The 17,825-nt window shown below is 70.3% G+C and carries 13 protein-coding genes and 2 pseudogenes; 6 read left to right on the top strand and 9 right to left on the bottom strand.

The annotated features are described in order from the left end of the window. Nucleotides 1–13: 13 nt before the first annotated feature. A complete protein-coding gene (locus tag ACH34S_RS25275) occupies nucleotides 14–1,615 on the bottom strand; it encodes an FAD-dependent oxidoreductase (RefSeq protein WP_395955265.1) in 1,602 nt (533 codons plus the stop codon). Nucleotides 1,616–1,877: 262 nt separating this feature from the next. Here ACH34S_RS25275 and ACH34S_RS25270 point away from each other — a divergent pair, with 262 nt between their 5' ends. The 3 genes from ACH34S_RS25270 to ACH34S_RS25260 are packed head-to-tail and all read left to right on the top strand — an operon-like array spanning nucleotide 1,878 to nucleotide 4,712. After that, nucleotides 1,878–2,684 (top strand): IclR family transcriptional regulator C-terminal domain-containing protein, encoded by an 807-nt coding sequence (locus tag ACH34S_RS25270; RefSeq protein WP_395955264.1) that lies wholly within the window; start codon nucleotides 1,878–1,880, stop codon nucleotides 2,682–2,684. A gap of 22 nt (nucleotides 2,685–2,706) precedes the next feature. After that, on the top strand, nucleotides 2,707–3,636 hold the full coding sequence (locus ACH34S_RS25265) for a dioxygenase (protein WP_395955263.1): 930 nt from the start codon (nucleotides 2,707–2,709) through the stop codon (nucleotides 3,634–3,636). Nucleotides 3,637–3,638: 2 nt separating this feature from the next. Beyond that, nucleotides 3,639–4,712: a maleylacetate reductase gene (locus ACH34S_RS25260; RefSeq protein WP_395955262.1), complete on the top strand. Its 1,074-nt coding sequence runs from the start codon at nucleotides 3,639–3,641 to the stop codon at nucleotides 4,710–4,712. A 17-nt stretch (nucleotides 4,713–4,729) separates the two neighbouring features. Here ACH34S_RS25260 and ACH34S_RS25255 read toward each other — a convergent pair whose 3' ends face one another. From ACH34S_RS25255 to ACH34S_RS25235, 5 genes are all read right to left on the bottom strand, one after another. Continuing rightward, nucleotides 4,730–5,782 (bottom strand): ABC transporter permease, encoded by a 1,053-nt coding sequence (locus tag ACH34S_RS25255; RefSeq protein ID WP_395955261.1) that lies wholly within the window; start codon nucleotides 5,780–5,782, stop codon nucleotides 4,730–4,732. Further along, entirely contained in the window at nucleotides 5,779–7,371 is a 1,593-nt protein-coding gene (locus ACH34S_RS25250) for a sugar ABC transporter ATP-binding protein (protein WP_395955260.1), read from the bottom strand. The genes ACH34S_RS25255 and ACH34S_RS25250 overlap by 4 nt, the downstream gene beginning before the upstream one ends. Then, complete coding sequence (locus ACH34S_RS25245; RefSeq protein WP_395955259.1) at nucleotides 7,368–8,375, bottom strand: sugar ABC transporter substrate-binding protein; 1,008 nt, start codon at nucleotides 8,373–8,375, stop codon at nucleotides 7,368–7,370. The genes ACH34S_RS25250 and ACH34S_RS25245 overlap by 4 nt, the downstream gene beginning before the upstream one ends. A 458-nt stretch (nucleotides 8,376–8,833) precedes the next feature. Further along, nucleotides 8,834–9,274, bottom strand: a complete 441-nt coding sequence (locus tag ACH34S_RS25240) for a pyridoxamine 5'-phosphate oxidase family protein (RefSeq protein WP_395955258.1) — start codon at nucleotides 9,272–9,274, stop codon at nucleotides 8,834–8,836. Between the two features lie 41 nt (nucleotides 9,275–9,315). Then, nucleotides 9,316–10,311, bottom strand: a complete 996-nt coding sequence (locus ACH34S_RS25235) for an NADP-dependent oxidoreductase (protein ID WP_395955257.1) — start codon at nucleotides 10,309–10,311, stop codon at nucleotides 9,316–9,318. 89 nt (nucleotides 10,312–10,400) lie between these two features. Between ACH34S_RS25235 and ACH34S_RS25230 the strand changes: the two genes are divergently transcribed. Both ACH34S_RS25230 and ACH34S_RS25225 read left to right on the top strand, forming a co-directional pair. Further along, nucleotides 10,401–13,472 (top strand): BTAD domain-containing putative transcriptional regulator, encoded by a 3,072-nt coding sequence (locus ACH34S_RS25230; RefSeq protein ID WP_395955256.1) that lies wholly within the window; start codon nucleotides 10,401–10,403, stop codon nucleotides 13,470–13,472. A gap of 473 nt (nucleotides 13,473–13,945) precedes the next feature. Then, nucleotides 13,946–14,824 carry a DUF2637 domain-containing protein gene (locus ACH34S_RS25225; RefSeq protein WP_395955255.1) on the top strand — a complete coding sequence of 293 codons (879 nt, stop codon included), beginning with the start codon at nucleotides 13,946–13,948 and terminating at the stop codon, nucleotides 14,822–14,824. A 294-nt stretch (nucleotides 14,825–15,118) separates the two neighbouring features. Here the strand turns inward: ACH34S_RS25225 and ACH34S_RS25220 are convergent. Then, nucleotides 15,119–15,169, bottom strand: a pseudogene (locus ACH34S_RS25220) (hypothetical protein); the annotation flags it as partial. Nucleotides 15,170–15,371: 202 nt separating this feature from the next. Beyond that, a pseudogene (locus ACH34S_RS25215) lies at nucleotides 15,372–15,527 on the bottom strand (response regulator); the annotation flags it as partial. Here ACH34S_RS25215 and ACH34S_RS25210 point away from each other — a divergent pair. Then, entirely contained in the window at nucleotides 15,526–15,861 is a 336-nt protein-coding gene (locus ACH34S_RS25210; protein WP_395955254.1) for a zinc ribbon domain-containing protein, read from the top strand. The pseudogene ACH34S_RS25215 and the gene ACH34S_RS25210 sit on opposite strands and share 2 nt — an antisense overlap. Nucleotides 15,862–16,324: 463 nt before the next feature. On the opposite strand, the gene ACH34S_RS25205 is transcribed toward ACH34S_RS25210, so the two are convergent. Beyond that, complete coding sequence (locus ACH34S_RS25205; protein ID WP_395955253.1) at nucleotides 16,325–16,999, bottom strand: RNA polymerase sigma factor; 675 nt, start codon at nucleotides 16,997–16,999, stop codon at nucleotides 16,325–16,327. Nucleotides 17,000–17,825 lie beyond the last annotated feature (826 nt).

The following is a 17,825-nucleotide window of genomic DNA, read 5'->3' as shown; positions in this document are numbered from 1 at the left end:
TCCACTCCCTGTCTCACGCGTGTCCGGGCTGCCCGGCGGCGTCCGCGCCCGCCCCCACCGGCTCGCCCGCCCGCATCAAGTCGTCCGCCTGGACCGGTTCGCCCGCCTCCTGCCGCGTCGCGGCCCGGTAGGCGGCGGTGACCTGCTCGTCGGTGGGCCGCGCCGCCCAGGCGCGCGCCACGTAGGCGTCGGGGCGGATCAGCACCGCCACGGCGCCGCCGAACCGCTCCGCCAGCGCGGCGGCAGGGGCCGTCACCGCAGTGATCACGTCGGGCAGTGTCCGGGGGGCGCCCGCGGGGCCGGCGGCGTCGGCCAGCACGAAGCCGGCGTCCTTGGCGACCCGGGTGTAGGACGAGGTGGACGGGGCGCCGGCGGTGTCGACGGGGAAGTCGCTCACCCGGGTGCCGTCCGCGTCATGGGGGTCGGAGTCGTGGTGGTAGGAGGTGCCGAAGCCGCTCAGCCGGTCGCGGAGGATCGCGTTGACCTCCGGGATCGGCACGAGCTCCCGCTCGACGAAGTCCTTGAGGGCCAGGCCCGCGTGGGAGAAGTCGAAATGCAGCCCGCACTGCGCCGCGACGTCGTCCATGAGCGCCTTGAGCACCGGGTGCCGCTCCTCGTGGTAGCTGTCGAGCAGCGCGTCGGGGGCGCGGCCGGACGCGACCCAGCCGAGTTTCCAGCCGAGGTTGAAGGCGTCCTGGATGCAGTAGTTCATCCCGATGCCGCTGGCGGGGTAGTGCACGCGGGTCGCCTCCCCGGCGAGCAGCACCCGCCCGCGGCGGAACTCGGGGACCATCCGGTGCGCGTCGCCGTAGCGCGACAGCCACTGCGCCGACGTCACCCCGAAGTCGTCCCCGAAGATCAGCCGCAGCGATTCCCGGACCTCGTCCATGGTCACCGGCTCGTGCTTGGGCACGTGGCGGCGGCGTTCGGCGACGATGATGAACCGGGTGATGCCCCGGCCGAAGGGGTAGGACAGCACCCAGCCGTGCTCGTTGCGTTTCATCTGCATCGACGCCTGCCAGGGGAAGGACAGATGGGCGTCCACGGCCACGGCGGTCATCCGCGTCGGGTGGCCGTCGAACGGGATGCCGGTCACCTCGCGGACGAGGCTGCGCGCGCCGTCTGCGCCCACCAGGTAGGAAGCGCTGAATTCGAGCGCGTCGCCCGCGGAGTCCCGGGCGGTGACCGTGACCCCGCCCGCGGTTTCGGCGTGGCCGAGGTAGGTGAGCCCGCGGCGCAGGTCGGCGCCCTGTTCGACGGCCCATTCCGCGAGCAGGTGCTCGGTGGTCATCTGCGGCAGGATCAGCGCGTAGGGGAACTTGCTGTCGAGCTGGTCGTAGCGCAGCCCGATCAGGCCGGCGTAGATGTAGCGCGGTACCTCGAAGTCGGGCCGCCACCGTTCGGCCGCGGCGCGGAACCGGTCCATGAGGCCGCGGACGTCGAACAGCTCCAGCACGCGCGGCTGGATCACTCCGGCCCGTGAGTGGGTGTCCTCCGTGCGGCGCTCCAACACGACGACCCGGGCCCCGGCGCGCGCCGCCTCTGCGGCGACCGTCAGGCCGGCGGGTCCGCCGCCGATGACGACGACATCGGCGGACGTGGCGCTGTTCGACATGTGTTGCCTCCACTGAAGTGACCGTTAGACGGTAAAGTGACCGTCAGCCGGTCAATCCTGCTGCGTCTCAGCAGCATGGGACGCGTGACCGCCGCTGTCAAGAGAAGAGTCCATTCATTGCACCCCTCACTTGTCCTGCGAGGACGACGTGAACAAGGGGGAAACCAAGCAGGCGGGCACTTGACCGAGGAGCGGTCGCACCCCGTACTCTTGGCCGGACAAGACTGGCGAGTGGCGATCGGCCACCGGAGAGGGGAGCCACATGCCGCGCGACGACGCCGGCCCGGACTTCATCGAGGCCCTGGCCCGCGGTCTCGACGTGATCAGATGCTTCGGCTCGCACCGAGTGCCGATGTCCCTGACCGAGATCGCGGCCGCGACTGGGCTGGCCCGGCCGACCGCCCGCCGGATCGTGCTCACGCTCGAACACCTCGGGTACGCGCGCTCGACGCCCGAAGGGGTCGTCCTCACCCCCCGCGTTCTGGAACTGGGCGTGGCCTACACGCTGTCCAGCGGCCTGTGGGAGGTCGCGCTTCCGCACCTGCGCGACCTCGTCGAGCGGACCGGCCAGGCCGCCTCCGTGGCCGAGCTGGACGACTCGGACATCGTCTACACCGCCCGCGTCGAGGTCCCCAAGGTGGTGGCCGTCAACGTCAAGGTGGGCATGCGCCTCCCCGCCGCCAGCACCGCACTCGGCAAGGTCCTCCTCGCCTCCCTGGACCCCGACGCCCTGCACACGGCACTGCGCGCGGAGACGCGATCCCCGATCAAACCCCACCGGCCCAAGCCGATCGACGAGATCGAGGCCGAGCTACGGGAGGTGCGCGCCCGCGGCTGGGCCTCGACCGAGGGCGAGGTGGCGCCCGGAATCCGCTCCGTCGCCGCGCCCCTGCGCGACGGCGACGGCCGGACGGTCGCCGCGGTCAACGTCACGGCGATCGCCGCCGAGGTCGGCCACCGCGAGCTGATCGACGACCTGCTGCCCCTCCTGCTCCAGACGACCGGCGCGATCGGACGCGACTACGAACTCATCCACGCCGCGCCGCAGCGCGCCCTGCGCGCCACGTGACCGGCGAGAAACACGGAAGACGATGATGGATTCGCACACTCCACCGGACCCGGCCCAGCTGTTCAGCGAGGAACGGTCCGCCGAGGTGGTCGCCGCGAGCTTCGCCGGGACGCCCGACCCGCGCCTGCGGCGGATCCTCACCTCGCTCGTGCGGCACCTGCACGGCTTCGTCAAGGACGTCGAGCTCACCGAGCGGGAATGGGCGGCGGCGATCGAGTTCCTCACCGCGACCGGGCAGGCGTGCACGAGCACCCGGCAGGAGTTCATCCTGCTCTCCGACGTCCTGGGCGCCTCGATGCTGGTCGAGACCCTCAACAACCGGGCCGGTGACGGGCTCACCGAGTCCACGGTGGAAGGGCCCTTCCACATGGTCGCCTCCCCGCCCCGGGAGCTGGGCGCCGACATCGCCGAGGACGGAAAGGGCACCCCGTGCCTGGTCACCGGCAGCGTGGCGGGCCCGGACGGACGGCCCGTCCCGGCGGCGACGGTCGACGTGTGGCAGGCCAACGACGAGGGCTTCTACGACGTGCAGCAACCCGGCGTCCAGCCGGACCTGAACCTGCGCGGGCTGTTCACCGCGGACGGCGAGGGGCGGTTCTGGTTCCGCTCGATCGTCCCCCGCCATTACCCGATCCCGCAGGACGGCCCGGTCGGGCGGCTGCTGGAGGCGACGTCCCGGCATCCGAACCGGCCCGCGCACATCCACTTCGAGGTGTCCGCGCCCGGCTACCGCACCGTGACCACCCACCTGTTCGTCGCCGGGACGCCGTACATCGACTCCGACGCCGTGTTCGGGGTCAAGCCCAGCCTGGTGCGCGAGTTCCCCGAGGTCGACGACCCCGAGCGCGCGGCCGCGGCCGGACTGCCCAACCCGTTCCGCACGGTGAACTTCGACGTCGTTTTGCGACCCGACACCGACCCCGAAACCGACACAGCCGAGCGGGAAGCGTGAGCATGGTCCAGACCTCCTTCTCCTACGACGCGCTCCCGATGCGCGTGCGCTTCGGGTCCGGCGTCGTCGCGTCCCTCCCCGAGGAGGTCGCCCGGCTGGGCGCGCGCCGCGCCCTCGTGCTCTGCTCGCCCGAGCAGCGCGCGACCGGCGAGACCATCGGGGACGCGCTGGGCGAGCGCTCGGCGGGGGTGCTCGCCGAAGCGCGCATGCACGTCCCGATCGAGGTCGCGCGGCACGCCCGCGCCCGCGCCGCCGAACTCGGCGCCGACGCCTGCGTGGCCGTCGGCGGCGGATCGGCCATCGGCCTGGGGAAGGCCATCGCGCTGGAGCACGACCTGCCGGTGATCGCCGTCCCCACGACCTACGCGGGCTCGGAGATGACCACCGTGTGGGGCCTCACGGAGAACGGCCTCAAGCGGACCGGCAAGGACCCGCGGGTGCTGCCCGCGAGCGTCCTGTACGACCCGGAACTCACCCTCGGGCTCCCGGTCGGCATGTCGGTGACCAGCGGATTCAACGCCGTCGCCCACGCGGTCGAGGCGCTGTACGCGCCCGACCGCTCCCCGGTCGTCTCGCTGATGGCCCAGGAGGGCGTGCGCGCGATGACCGAGGCGCTCCCCGCCGTGTTCGCAGACGGCAGCGACCTCGGCGCCCGCACCACGGCGCTGTACGCGTCCTGGCTGTGCGGCGCGACCCTCGGCGCCACGACCATGTCCCTGCACCACAAGCTCTGCCACGCCCTCGGCGGGACGCTCGACCTCCCGCACGCCGCGACCCACACCGTGGTCCTGCCGCACGCGCTCGCCTACAACCAGCCCGCCGCCCCCGAAGCGACCGCGGCCCTGGCACGGGCACTGGACTCCGGCGACCCCGCCGGCCGCCTCTGGGATCTGGCGGCCTCCCTGGAGGCGCCCCGATCGCTGCGCGAACTCGGCATGGCCGAGCGCGACATCGACCCCGTCCGCGAGCAGGTCCTGAACGCCCCGTACGCGAACCCCGCGCCCGTCACCCGCGACGGCGTGACGCGCCTGCTCCACGCCGCCTGGAACGGCGAGCGTCCAGCGCCACGGTCCTGAACCACCGGGCCCGCCGTCTACCGGTTGCCCTGGCGGGCGCCCGCGAGCGGGCCACCGCGCCAGCGCGCCAGCAGGGTGGAGACGGCGACCGCGATGATCAGAGCCGCGCCGTTGAACACGGCGGGGACCCACTCCGCGGCGCCCGCGAGCGTCAGGCCGCTGACCGACACGGCGACGAACAGCGTGCCGACCACCGCGCCCAGCACGTTGTAGCGGCCGGGATCGATCGCCGTGGCGCCCAGGAAGACGGCCGCGAGCGCCGGGAACAGGAGATCGGCGCCGCTGTCCACGAGCCCGCCGCCGTTCCGGGCGGTGAGGATCACGCCGGCGACACCCGCGAGACCGCCCGACGTCACCAGTGCGCCGAAGGTCAGCGCGGTGACCGGGATGCCGACCAGCCGCGCGGCGGAGGCGTTGCTCCCGACCGCGTAGAGCCGCCGGCCGAAGGCGGTGTGGGCCAGGGTGAACCAGCAGACGGCGGTGATGAGCGCCACCAGCCAGACGACGCGGGGAAGTCCGAGCCACGTCAGCGACCCGAAGTCCCGCAGCGGCTGCGAGATCCCGCGGACGAGATCGACGCCCTGCGTGTACCACTGCACCAGGCCTGGGAGAAGCGTGGCGGTACCGATCGTGATGACGAACGCGTTCAGCCGCAGGAGGGCGACGAGCGTGGCGTTGACCAGGCCGACCAGCACGCCGGCGCCCACACCGCACAGGACCGCGAGCGGCAGCGGGGCGTCGTGGTTCGACATCGTCGCGGCACAGACGATCGACGACACCAGCGACGTGGCCGCGACGGAGAAGTCGAACTGGCCGCACGCGAGCGGGAAGACCGCGGCGACGGCGAGCACGGAGACCACGGCGATGCTCGCGAGCACCGACTGGACGTTGGCGGTGCTGGTGAACGCCGTCGAGCTCGCGGGCAGGACGCTGAAGAAGGCGATGACTCCGGCGAGCAGAAGCACCAGGCCGTACCGCTCCCCGTACGCGCTGAGGCGTCCGGTCCGTGCGGCGGGCGGCCGGGCCTCCGCCGATTCCCGCGCCGGTTCGCGCAGACGGGTCCCGCTCATGATTCCTCCTGGTCCGCGTACGAGTACCTGACGATCTCCCGGACGGAGACCGCCTCTCCGGAGAGCTCCGCCGTCACGCGTCCCGCCCTGAGGACCACCACCCGGTCGCAGAGGTGGGCCAGCTCCTCGACGTCGGACGAGGCGACGAGCACGGACGTGCCGGCGGCGGCGACCGCGCGGACCCGCTCGTAGATGTCGGCGCGGGACATGACGTCCACGCCCTGGGTCGGCTCGTCCAGGAGCAGAAGGCGCGGGGCGCGCTGCAGCCAGCGGGCGACGACGACCTTCTGCTGGTTGCCGCCCGACAGCCGGGTCACCGTCTGGTCCGGCCCCGCGGTCCTGATCCGCAGGTCGCCGATGACGCCGGCGGCCGTGTCCCGCTCGCGCGAGCGGACGAGCCGCGTCCAGCGCACGTAGCGCGCCAGCGTGGCGACGGTGATGTTCTGGGCGACCGACGACTCGTGGAAGAGGGCGTCCGCGAGCCGGTCCTCGGGGACGAGGGCGATCCCGCGGCGCATGGCCGCCTTGATCGACGGTGCCGCGATCGCCTCGCCCTCGAACGTCAGCGTCCCGGACGTCGGGCGGATCGCGCCGAAGATCGTCCTCAGCAGCGTCGACCGGCCGGATCCGAGCAGGCCGGCGAGGCCGACGATCTCCCCGGCCCGGATGTCCAGGTCGATGCCGCTGATCCCGCCGGCTGACAACCCCCGCACTTCGAGCACGGGAGCCGGGCCGCCGGCCGGGCGCGGCCCGGCCGCCGAGGGCGCGGGCCTTTCGTCGCCGTAAAGCGTGCCGAGGGAACGGCCGGCCATGAGCTCGGCGAGCTGAAGCTGGTCCAACCCTTGGGCGCTGCGGTTGGCCGCGACCGCGCCGTCGCGGAGGACGGTGACGGAGTCGGCCAGGGAGAGCACCTCGTCGAGCCGGTGGCTGACGTACAGGATGGTCTGCCCTTGCCGTGCGCGCCTGGAGAGCCCTTCGAGAAGGATGTCGACCTCGTGGTGCGGAAGGCTCGCGGTCGGTTCGTCGAGGACCAGTACCTGCTCCGGGCCGTCATCGGCCAGGGCGCGCGCGATCGCGACCATCGCGCGGTCCGCGGGACGCAGGGCGCGGACGACCGCCGTGGGACTGACGTCGAGTTCGAACCGTCCCAGCAGCGACTCCGTGGTCTCGTGCAGCCTCCGCCACGCGATCCGGCGGCCACCGCCCGTCGGAAAGCCCCGGGTGAAGGCGAAGTTCTCGGCGACGGTCATGTCGGGAAGGAGCCCGAGGTCCTGGTGCACGAACCGCAGCCCGGCCTCCCGGGCGTGGGCCGGAGTGAACCCGGACAGGTCCGTCCCCCCATGCCCGGGGCGGCTGAGCACGCCGCTGTCAGCGCGTTCGATCCCGGCGAGGACCTTGATCAGGGTCGACTTCCCCGAGCCGTTGCCGCCGGCGAGCGCGTGGATGTGGCCTCGGGTGAGTTCGAACGACACGCCCCGCAGCACCGAGGCCGGTCCGTACGACTTGTTCACGCCCGACACCGCGAGCGCCGCAGGGTGTCCGGCCACCGGGGCCGAGGCCGCGGGGCCGCCGGGCCTTGCGGTGGTCACAGTCCCCATGCCCGCCGGTAGGCCGACATGAAGTCGACGGGTGCCCGGTACGGGCCCGAGCCCGGCAGGTTCACCTCGGAGTCGATGACCTGGAAGCCCATGCCGGACGGTGCGGCGGGCTCACCGGCGAAGGCCCGGATGAGGGTGTCGATCGACGCCCATCCGTACCAGTCGATCGGCTGCCCGATCGCGGCGCTCTGCCCCTGGTTCTGCCGGATCAGGCCGAGGTTCGGCGGCAGCCCCTCGCCGCCGATCAGCTTCACGTCCGCCCGGCGCGGCGAACCGGCGACTGCCTGGCCCGCGCCCGCGAGCACCAGCGAGTCCAGCGGTACCGCCACCCAGTTCGCCTGCGGATTCTTCAGCAGCGCCGACTCGATGATCTGCCGGGTGTTGCCAAAGGACTGGTGCGTCACCTCGACCGTCTCGACCTCGCAGGACGCGCACTCTTTCATTCCCCGCCGGAATCCCTCGTGCAGGGCGGCACCGATGTTGGTCCCCGTGAAGTGCAGCTCGATCACTTTGGCCGTGCCGCCGGAGCGTGCCTTGACCCACTCGGCCCGCGCCGCACCGATCGCCTGCTGATACGCCTCGTTGGTCCGGTACTTCGCGGAGGGGACGACCGACTCGGTGAACAGCTTCTCGCCCGTGGCGCTCTCCCCGGTGTCGCAGTCGAAGCCCCAGAAATTGATGGTCGTGATCTTGGCGGCCTTCGCCTCGCCCAGCGGTTCCTTGACGGCCACGCAGTCGATCGCCTCGGTCACGATCGCGTCGACCTTCGCCGCGATCCCCTGGCGGACACACCCGGCGAACGCGCCGCCCGCATTGAGCTTGCCGTCACATATCTGGGCGGTCCATCCCACCGCCTCGGCCGCCTTCTTCGCGGCCTCGGCCCCGGTCTGGCAGCCGATGGCGCTCTGGCCGCAGGAGACGATCCAGACCTTCTTGCCGCCCGCGACGGCCGGAGCCTTCTCCGGCGGCCGCCCGTAGGCGCCGGTCCCGGCCAACTCCGCGAGCGCCGCAGTCGTCGTGACCGCTCCACGACCAGACGACCGTTGATCGGACGATCCGCAGCCACTAAGCGCGAGTGTTAGTACACCGATTGCGGCGACACCTTGGATTCGGCGTGAGCCTGCCACTGTCGTACCTCCTGGATCCTCGCCTGCGACGTCCGCGGGCCGTGTTCGCCCCGCACCGCGTCCCGCCTGGTCGTATAGCGGCGACTTGTACGCAGTGCGGTCGAAGGTAAGTGGCGCCCGTCACGACTGTCAAGCACTCTGCAGGCTCGACCTGCACTTCCATGCCGGATCCCGCTTGACGTACAGTTGTACGCCAAGCGGTCCTGATGACACCTCCCGCCGCAGAGGCGAGCGTCTCCCCTGCGCGGGGGAGACGGCACTGATGGGCGTCGGAAGCGAAGACAGCAGTGGAGCCGGCGACGTGGCCATGCGGTAAGCGGCCCTCACTAGCCGCTGAATTCCTTGCCGAAGTCGTAGGTCCGCCAGCGGTCGGGGCGCACACGCACCGTGACCATCGTCCGCACGTACTCGGTGATGCCGTTGAAGAACCGCTCGCCTGCCTCGGGGCCGAGATAGCGGATCGACCAGCTGCGATACTCGTCTGCGTCGGTCGGCTCCCAGCCGACAACGGTCCCTTCGACAGAGACGTACTTGTACGGCATGGCCTCTTGCTGGACGGTGAATCCGACCTGGCGTGCTTCGCGGATCAGAGCCATCTTGGCGCTGTGGAGGCTCGTGGCGAATGCGAGTTCGCCGCCGGGCCGGTAGCCGTACCAGATGGGTATCGCCAGAGGTGGCCGTCCGTCCGCTCCGGCGACGCTCAGCACTCCGATATGCGTACCGGCGAGGAAGCTCTCCCGCTCAGCCGTGGTCATTTTCGTGGACATGGCTAGTCCCTTGATCTTCCGTTGTCCGGGGACGTGGCGGGTCAGAGCTTGACCAGCATCTTGCCGACGTTGCCGCCGCGCATCATGTCCAGGAACGCGGCGGGCGCCTGGTCGATGCCCTCGGCCACGGTCAGCTCGGTGTGCAGGGAGCCGTCTGCCAGCCAGCCGGCCGCCTTCCCGATCCATTCGGGGAACAGGTGGAAATAGGAGTTGATCAGCATGCCGCGCAGGGTGGCGTCCTTGGCGGCCAGGGCGAACAGGTTGCTCGGGCCGGGGACCGGCTCGGTGGCGTAGTAGGAGCTGATCGCGCCCACCATCGCGATCCTGCCGCCGTGCCGCAACGCGTCGATGGCCGCCACCAGGTGGTCCCCGCCGACATGGTCGACGTAGACGTCGATGCCGTCGGGAGCGGCGTCGGCCAGTTGCTTCGCGAGCGAACCGGCGCGGTAGTCGATCGCCGCGTCATAGCCGAAGTCGTGCACGAGCCTCCCCGCCTTCACCGGACCTCCTGCGGAGCCGATCACCCGGGAGGCGCCGAGCTTGCGGGCCAGCTGCCCGGCGATGCTGCCAACCGCCCCGGCCGCCGCCGAGACGAAGACCACGTCGCCCTCCCGAACGGGGGCCACCTGGGTCAAAGCCGCGTAGGCGGTCAGCCCGGTGGTGCCCAGCGCGCCCAGCCACGCCTCGGCGGGGGCCAGCGAAAGGTCGGCGACGGTCACGTCGGCGGCGTCCACCGCGGCGTACTCGCGCCAGCCCAGGAAATGCACGACGGCCGCGCCCACCGGGACGTCCGCCGACCGCGAGGCCACGGCCTCGCCGATCGCCGAGCCCTCCATGGGGGCGCCGAGCTGGAACCGCGGCAGGTAGGTCTCCTCCTCGCGCATCCGATCGAGCATGTACGGATCGACCGACATCCAGGTGTTGCGGACCAGGACCTGGCCCTCGGCAGGTTCGGGCAGCGCGGCACTGACCAGTTCGAAGTCTTCCGGGCGCGGCTCGCCGACGGGACGAGAGGTCAGGTGGATCTCACGGTTCATGACGGTGCTCCTCATTCGGTGTGGTGAGACCCACTGTGGCCGGGGGCGCGCACGATCGGCTGAGGCTTCGCTGCGGGTACCGTGACCTGGTGCGATTCGGTGTACTCGGCCCCCTTTGCGTGTGGAGTGAGGACGGACGGCCCGTACGGGTCCCCGAGGTGAAGGTCCGGGCGTTGCTCGCCGACCTCCTGGTCCACGAGGGGCGGCCGGTGCCCGCCGACCGCCTGGCCGAGGACTTGTGGGGGGACGACCCACCGGGCAACCCGGCCAACACGCTTCAGACCAAGGTGTCCCAGCTTCGCCGCGCCCTGGAACAGGCGGAGCCGGGAGGCCGCGAGCTGGTGGTCTTCCAGACGCCCGGCTACGTTCTGCGCGCCGCGGACGTGGACGCCGCCCGTTTCGCCGAGCTGCTGCACCGCGCCCGCATGGCCACCGACGCCCGGGTAAAGGCAGGTCTGCTGTCGGACGCGCTGGCGCTGTGGCGCGGACCCGCCTACGCCGACTTCCGCGATGAGGTGTTCGTCCGCAACGCCGCCACCCGCCTGGAGGAGCAGCGCCTGACCGCCGTGGAGGAGCAGGCCGAGGTACGGCTGGAACTGGGCGAACACAGCCTGCTGGCCGACGAGCTGGGCGAGCAGGTCGCCGCGCATCCGCTGCGTGAGCGCCTGCGCGCCGTCCATCTGCGGGCGCTCTACCAGTCGGGACGGCAGACGGAAGCACTGGCCGGGTACGACGAGCTGCGGCAGCGGCTGGCCGACGAACTGGGCCTCGACCCGGGCCCCGAGCTGGCCGCGCTCCACCAGGCGATGCTGCGCCAGGACCCCGCTCTCCTCCCCGCGCGCCCGCGCACGAACCTCCCCGCCCCGCTCACCGAACTGGTCGGCCGCGAGCAGGCCGTGGCCGAGGCGGGCGCCCTGCTCGGGTCGGCGCGGCTGATCACGCTGACCGGTCCAGGCGGTGTGGGCAAGACCAGGCTCGCCCTGGCGGTCGCCGAGCGCGCCGCCCACGCCTTTCCCGACGGGGTATGGCTGGTCGAGCTGGCGGGGATGTCAGGTGCGACGGCGAGCGTGGCCGAAGTGGTGGCCGCCGAGCTGAACGTCCGCGACGACACGGCGACGGGCTCGCGCCCCGGCGTACGGCCGGCCGACCTGGCGCACCGCCTCGCCCATGCCCTGCGAGGCCGGCGGCTGCTGCTGGTGCTGGACAACTGCGAGCACGTGGCCGGCCCGGCCGCCGAGCTGGTGGACCTGCTGCTACGGACGGCTCCGGACCTGCGGGTGCTGACGACCAGCCAGGAGTCACTCGCGCTCCCCGGAGAGAGGCTGTACCCGGTACCACCGCTAGAGACGCCCGAGCCCGGCTCGGACCCGGGGCAGGCGGCCTCCGTGCAGCTGTTCGCGGCCCGCGCCGCGGCCGCCGCGCCCGGCTTCGTCCTGGACGAGACGACCGCACCCGCGGTGGCGGCGATCTGCAGGAGGCTGGACGGCCTGCCGCTGGCGCTGGAGCTGGCCGCCGCCCGGGTACGTAGCCTGGGCGTTCGCGGCGTGGCCGACCGGCTGGACGACCGCTTCCACCTGCTCACCGTCTCGGGCCGGGGACGTCCCGCCCGCCAGCAGACCCTGCGCGCGGTGATCGACTGGAGCTGGGAGCAGCTCACCGAGCAGCAGCGGCTGGTCCTGCTACGGCTGGCCGTCCACCCGGGCGGCTGCACGCTGGAGGCGGCCGAGGCCGTATCCGTAGACCTCGGCCTGGACGTGGCCGACCTACTGGACCAGCTCGTGGCCAGGTCGATGGTCGAGTCCTCCGGTGGAATCCGCTACCGGCTGCTGGAGTCGATCGCCGCCTACTGTCTGGAAGGGCTCGCCGGCGACGACCCCGCCTTCCAGCGCCGAGACGTCTACTACACCGAACTGGCCGAGCAAGCCGGCCCGCACCTCCATGGTCCTGACCAGCGCCGGTGGCTGGACCTCCTGGACACCGAGGCCGCCAATCTCCGGGCCGTACTGGCACACACCGCCGACTCCGCGCTGGCGCTGCGCCTGGTCAACGCCCTTTCGTGGTACTGGATACTCCGCGGCAGGCACCGAGAGGGCCGCGCCTGCATCGCCGCGGCCCTGGCGCTGCCCGGCGCGCGGTCCCCCCGGCTCGCGGCGTGGGAGGCCGGGTACGCGATGCTGACCGGCGACGGAAGCGACCTGCTGCAGCGCAGCCGTACCGCAGCAAGCGCACTGGACACCAGCGACGCTCGGCCGCGCTGGTTCCTTGCCTTCGCGCATCTGAGCTTCGGAGACGCCACCGCCGCGGCGGACCTGCTGACCGAGGCGCTCACCGCCTTCCGCGCCACCGGAGACCGCTGGGGCGAGGCGGCGGCGTTGGCGAGCCGCGCCAAACAGGCGATCTTCCAAGGCGACCACGAACTCGCCGAGCGCTCCGGCACCGAAAGCCTGGCGATCTTCACCGACCTGGGCGACGGCTGGGGCCGGCTGCAGGCCTCCGACATGCTCGGCTACCTCGCCGAGATCACCGGCGACTACGAGCGGGCCGCCCACCTGCACCGCGAAGGCCTGCGCATCGCCGAGGACCTCGGGCTGTGGACCGACGTGTCATACCGCCTCTCCAGCCTCGGCCGCCTCGCCCTCCTGACCGGGGACCTGGACGGATCACGGGAGCTCCACGAGCGGGCGATGCGCCTGGCGGCCGAGCAGTCCAACAGCTTCGCGGAGGAATTCGCCCGGGTCGGCCTCGGCCTCGCGGCCCGCCGCGCCGGCGACCTGGACGAGGCGGCACGGCATTTCGAGCAGTCGCTGGAATGGAACCGCCGCCTCAAAGCCGACTACGGCATCCCCTTCTACGGATTGACACTGCTGCTAGCCGAACTCGGCTTCATCGCCGAGCTGCGCGGCGACCTCCCTACGGCCAGGGCACTGCACCTGGAGGGTCTCGCCACAGCGCACGAAACCGGCGATTCGCGTGCCATCGCCCTGGCCAAAGAAGGGCTGGCCGCAGTCGCCGCGGCCGAGGGCGCCTACGAAGACGCGACAGCTCTTCTCGACGAGGCCGCCGCGCTCAGAGACTCGGTGGGCGCACCCTTGCCGCCCGCGGAACGCGGCGACATCAACCGAATCACCGCCGCGCTGACCCAACGAACGACCGCGCCCTGACCACCGGCACACCCTCCTCCAGCCCAAGCTCATCCCACCACCTCCGACGCATATCCCACCCGTAAGAATGCGGAGAGGCGGCGTTGCTCGCCGTCAGGATCCGGTCGTCTACGGCACAGCCGCCGACGGCCCCCTCGACGCCGCAACACCGGAACCGTTCGAGGCCAGCGGTTCCTGAGCGTCGAACAACTCCTCAGCCCGAAGGAAGTGGACGCCTACCGCACCGAACTGCCCAATCTGGCCCCCCGACCTGGCGCTCCTGCCGAACCATCCCCGCGCGTGCGGGACCTGGCGATGACCTACTATCCCCAGAATCACGTAGTGGAGGCCCGCGTGATCCCGGAGCCTCCACATGTGCGGTCGGTGCGTGTCCGAGGCCGGACACGCACCAAATCCCCATGTATCACTCTACCTCTGGGTGAAGTACCACTAAACACCGCAGACCTGGTCGACGAGGCAGAGGACTGATCGCCGTGGCCAGGGCAGAGTTTTCCCTCGCGGACAGGGTGATCCGGTGGGCCTCCACGGCCAGCGTCCTCGTGTTGGCCGGAATCGCCGCAGTGATCAGCTATAAGCACATGTACCACCTGGTGCTGCGGTACGGAGAAACGTCGTGGACGGCGGCGCTGCTGCCGGTGAGCGTGGACGGGATGATCGCGGTGGCCTCAATGTCGCTGCTGGTCGATTCTCGCCAAGGCCGCCGGAGCGGGCTGTTGCCGTGGGCGCTGCTGGTACTGGGCAGCGCCGCAAGCCTCGCCGCCAACGTCGCGGTCGCTGAACCATCGGTGGTGGGCCGACTCATCGCGGCTTGGCCCAGCTGCGCCCTTATCGGTGCCTATGAACTGCTGATGCGGCAAATCAGGCGCACCTCCGTCCCAAAAATGGAGAGCGACAACGCCGAGATCGGCTTTAGCTTCGAAGCGGCAAATACGACCTCTGAGAACGCTCTTAGGATTTTTGCGGCGACACATGGCCCTTCTGAGAAGGCTCATAAGGGACCACGGTCTGCTCCGGCGGCCTCAGAGGAGACTCTGAGGAGTCCAGGCTACCGGCCTGCGACCTCGGAGAAGGCTCTTGCCGATCAGGTCTCGGAACTCAGACAGTCTCCAGCGCGGCTCCAACAACGTGACGCGGTCGATGGCGCGCGGTCACAGCGGTCCTCGTCTCATTTGGACAGGGTCGGAGATGTGGGGATCCAGCGGCGAGCGTGGCAGTGGGCGGTGGCCCACCGCGCGGCTGCGGGGGTCCTGCCGCCGGGGAAGGCGATCGGCAGCCAGTTTGGGCGCAGTGAGCGCTGGGGACGGTTGGTCAAACAGGCTGGCCGTGCCGGGCGACTCGACGACGTCGCGTAAGAGCTTCGATTTCTTTCGCATCGTTATCGTCTGCCTCGCAGCGGCAGTCCTTTGTCGGTTGATGATTGGGGGGAGGATGCTCCACTGAACTCGGCGACCAGCCGGTCGCAGTACCCGCCGGACGCGGGAGCTGTTGTCGGTGAACGCGTCTCGGTTGTGCGAGGGGGCGTGCGGGACGTCAGTCGAGCAGGCCTGCTTGGTGGGCGAGGATGGCGACTTGGACGCGGTTGGTGAGGACAGCTTGGTCAGGATCCGGCTGACGTGGGTCTTGGCCGTCGCCTCGCTCATGTGCAGGCTGGCGGCGATGTCGGTGTTGGACAAGCCGTTGCCGAGCGCGACGAGCACTTCGCGCTCCTTGGTGGTCAGGACCTTGAGGCGCCGTTCGGCCTGGATCCGTCCTGATGCCGCCTTGGAGAAGTGCTAGAGCAGGCGCCGGGTCACCTTGGGGGAGAGCATCGCCTCGCCGCGTGCCGCGCTGCGGACCGCGGGTGATCATGTCGTCGGCCGTGGCGTCCTTGAGCAGGAAGCCGACCGCTCCGTGGGCCAGCGCGGCCCGGACGTACTCGTCGAGGTCGAAGGTGGTCAGGACGACCACGGCCGGCGGGCGGGGGGACCGCGCGAGGCGTTCGGTGGCCGTCAGGCCGTCGGCGCGGGGCATCCGGATGTCCATGAGCACGACGTCGGGGCGCAGGGTCTGGGCCATGGTCACCGCTTCCGCCGGGTTGGTGGTGTGCGGGATCTGCAGGCGGCGGATGGACTCGCACTGGGTCAACGGGCGCGCCGGGTATACGTGCCGTCACGGTCACACCAGCGCCAAGCTCCGCAAACCAGATCAGCCGAAGAATCTCTACGTGCGTGAGCACCGGCTGCTCACCGTCCTCCCTGGGCTTCTCGCCAGCTTCGACCCCAGCCTGCAGGATGCCGGACCGGGCGAGATCGCGCTCTTCCTGCACATCAACGACCTGAGAATCGTTTGTGACCGCTCGGGCTGGGCCATCAGCGAAGAAACGGAACTCGTGCCGCTGAACCCTTCTTGATGAGCCTCATGGGGTAATTCTGTGTCCGAGACACGCACCGACGGCACATGGCCTGCCCATTTACCGCTCGGCGCACCCCGCCGCATTCCGGTTGGCGCATAGCCTGCAGCGGGACCCATTGGATTAGTGCCAGCGTGTACGCAGAATCGGATGCCTACGTGCACGCTCACACTACCGTCACCTGCGGGATTGTTGGACGTCGACAAAGGTAAGCTTTGTTCAGTCACATGGTACGCCGGTCCGAGGACACCATCGCCCATGAAGAAGACTTAGAAGTTCAAGCTCTCGTAAAGAGCAGTGATATCCATTTCAGTGGGCGTCCGGAGGTAGCGCCACCATCGTGCCGTTAGATCTCGTTCCGTGCTGCCCGTTTCGGAGCCGCCGAGCAGACAACGAGCGAGTATGACGAAGTTCAGGGTCTTGCGGTACGCGTCGAGAGTAGGGGCCTGATGGTGCTTTCTGGTCACGGTGTGAGACCGATTTGTTGGGCGTGGTGGGTGAGTTTGCGGAGTCCGCGGTAGGCGGCGGTGCGGATGGCGCCGGGTTCTTTGCCGAGGATGTGGCCGGCTTCGATCGTGCTGAAGCCCAGGACGTTGCGTAGGAGGACGGCTTCGGCTTCGCTGCGGGGCAGCGTGTTGATGAGGAGTAATGCCGATTGCCAGGCGAGGCGGTTGAGGACGTCGGTTTCGGTGTCGTGGTGGGTGGAGTGTTCGGTGAGTTCGTGGAAGGGGATGTGGGTTTGGGGTTGTCGTTGTTGGTGGCGGAGGTGGTCGAGGGCGCGGTGGCGGGCGATGGTGACGGCCCAGGAGCGCCATTTGTGCCAGGTGCCGTGGAAGGTGGGCAGGTCGCGTCCGATTTGGAGCCAGGTTTCTGAGGCGATGTCTTCGGCGTCGGTTCGGACGAGTGCGCGCAGATAGCGCAGGAGGCGGGGGTTGAGGTCGTCGTAGAGGAGTTTGAATGCGTGCTGGTCTCCTTGTCGGGCTGATTTCAGTGCCCAGGTGAGGTCTGGGCGGTCGGGTGGTTGGTCGGATTCGTCGTGGATGGGGCTCGTGGTCGCCGCGCGGTGTGGGGGTCGCGCGTGCCTGGTCGCGGTGGGTGCTGAGACGTGGCGGCCTGCTGTCCAAGGGTCGAGGGGCATGGTGCGGAGCAGCCTTGCTGCGGGGGAGGGGCGGACGGCTAGCGAGTTAGAGCGCGATGAGTGGTGCCGTTGGTGGTCCGTGGCGTGGTGGTGGCGCTGAGGAGGTGGCTGCCGCCATGTCTGGCGCTTCGCCTTCGCGGTCGGCGGTGATGTCGCGGCGTGCCGAATGCGTCGCCGGGTTCTGAGCCGCTGGTGTCGTGGGGCTTTCCTGGTGGAGGACGACGGCCCGCATGCAGCCGGCCCACCCAACCGACTACTTCGGCTACGGCGGCCACCAGGTTCTCGTCGGCGGATTGACCGCCGCCGCCAACGGACGAGCCGAAGCTAAGCTCCGTCTGCCGCACCGCCCCAGAGCGGCGACTGTGTTTATCGACATGGTCGAGGAGGCCGACCGTGAGTGCGGTGGTCATCACCGTGATCGGTGGGCGAGACCTCACGTTCTGTCCTCCCGTGGAGTCGGGCAACGGCCGGTCATTCGATCGGCCCACTCTCCATGAAAAGTTGGCCTGTCCGAGCATCAGGTACGTCCAGGTTTTAACACGGGACTCTGACTTTGATCTATTGCCGGATTGGCCCGTTTGTCCGGCCGGTTCTGATGCGGGGGATTCGGTCCAAGCGATCTAGGTCGAGACCGCGGGCCCGAAGGGTGGCCGTAGCCCACTCTGTTTTGGCATGTCAGGGCGCTTCTCAAGAAATCTCTCAGAATCGACGTGACGTTCACCCATGGGGTGTCGCTTACCTATGCAGACGATCGCGCGATCACAGTGGCCGATGTCGGCATCCCTGGTGACAGGGGGTTGACAGAGATTATCCGACCGTGCTCGGC

Source organism: Actinomadura sp. 3N508 (assembly GCF_044326375.1).
Taxonomy (GTDB): domain Bacteria; phylum Actinomycetota; class Actinomycetes; order Streptosporangiales; family Streptosporangiaceae; genus Spirillospora.
This window is presented reverse-complemented; position numbering and strand designations above follow the sequence as displayed.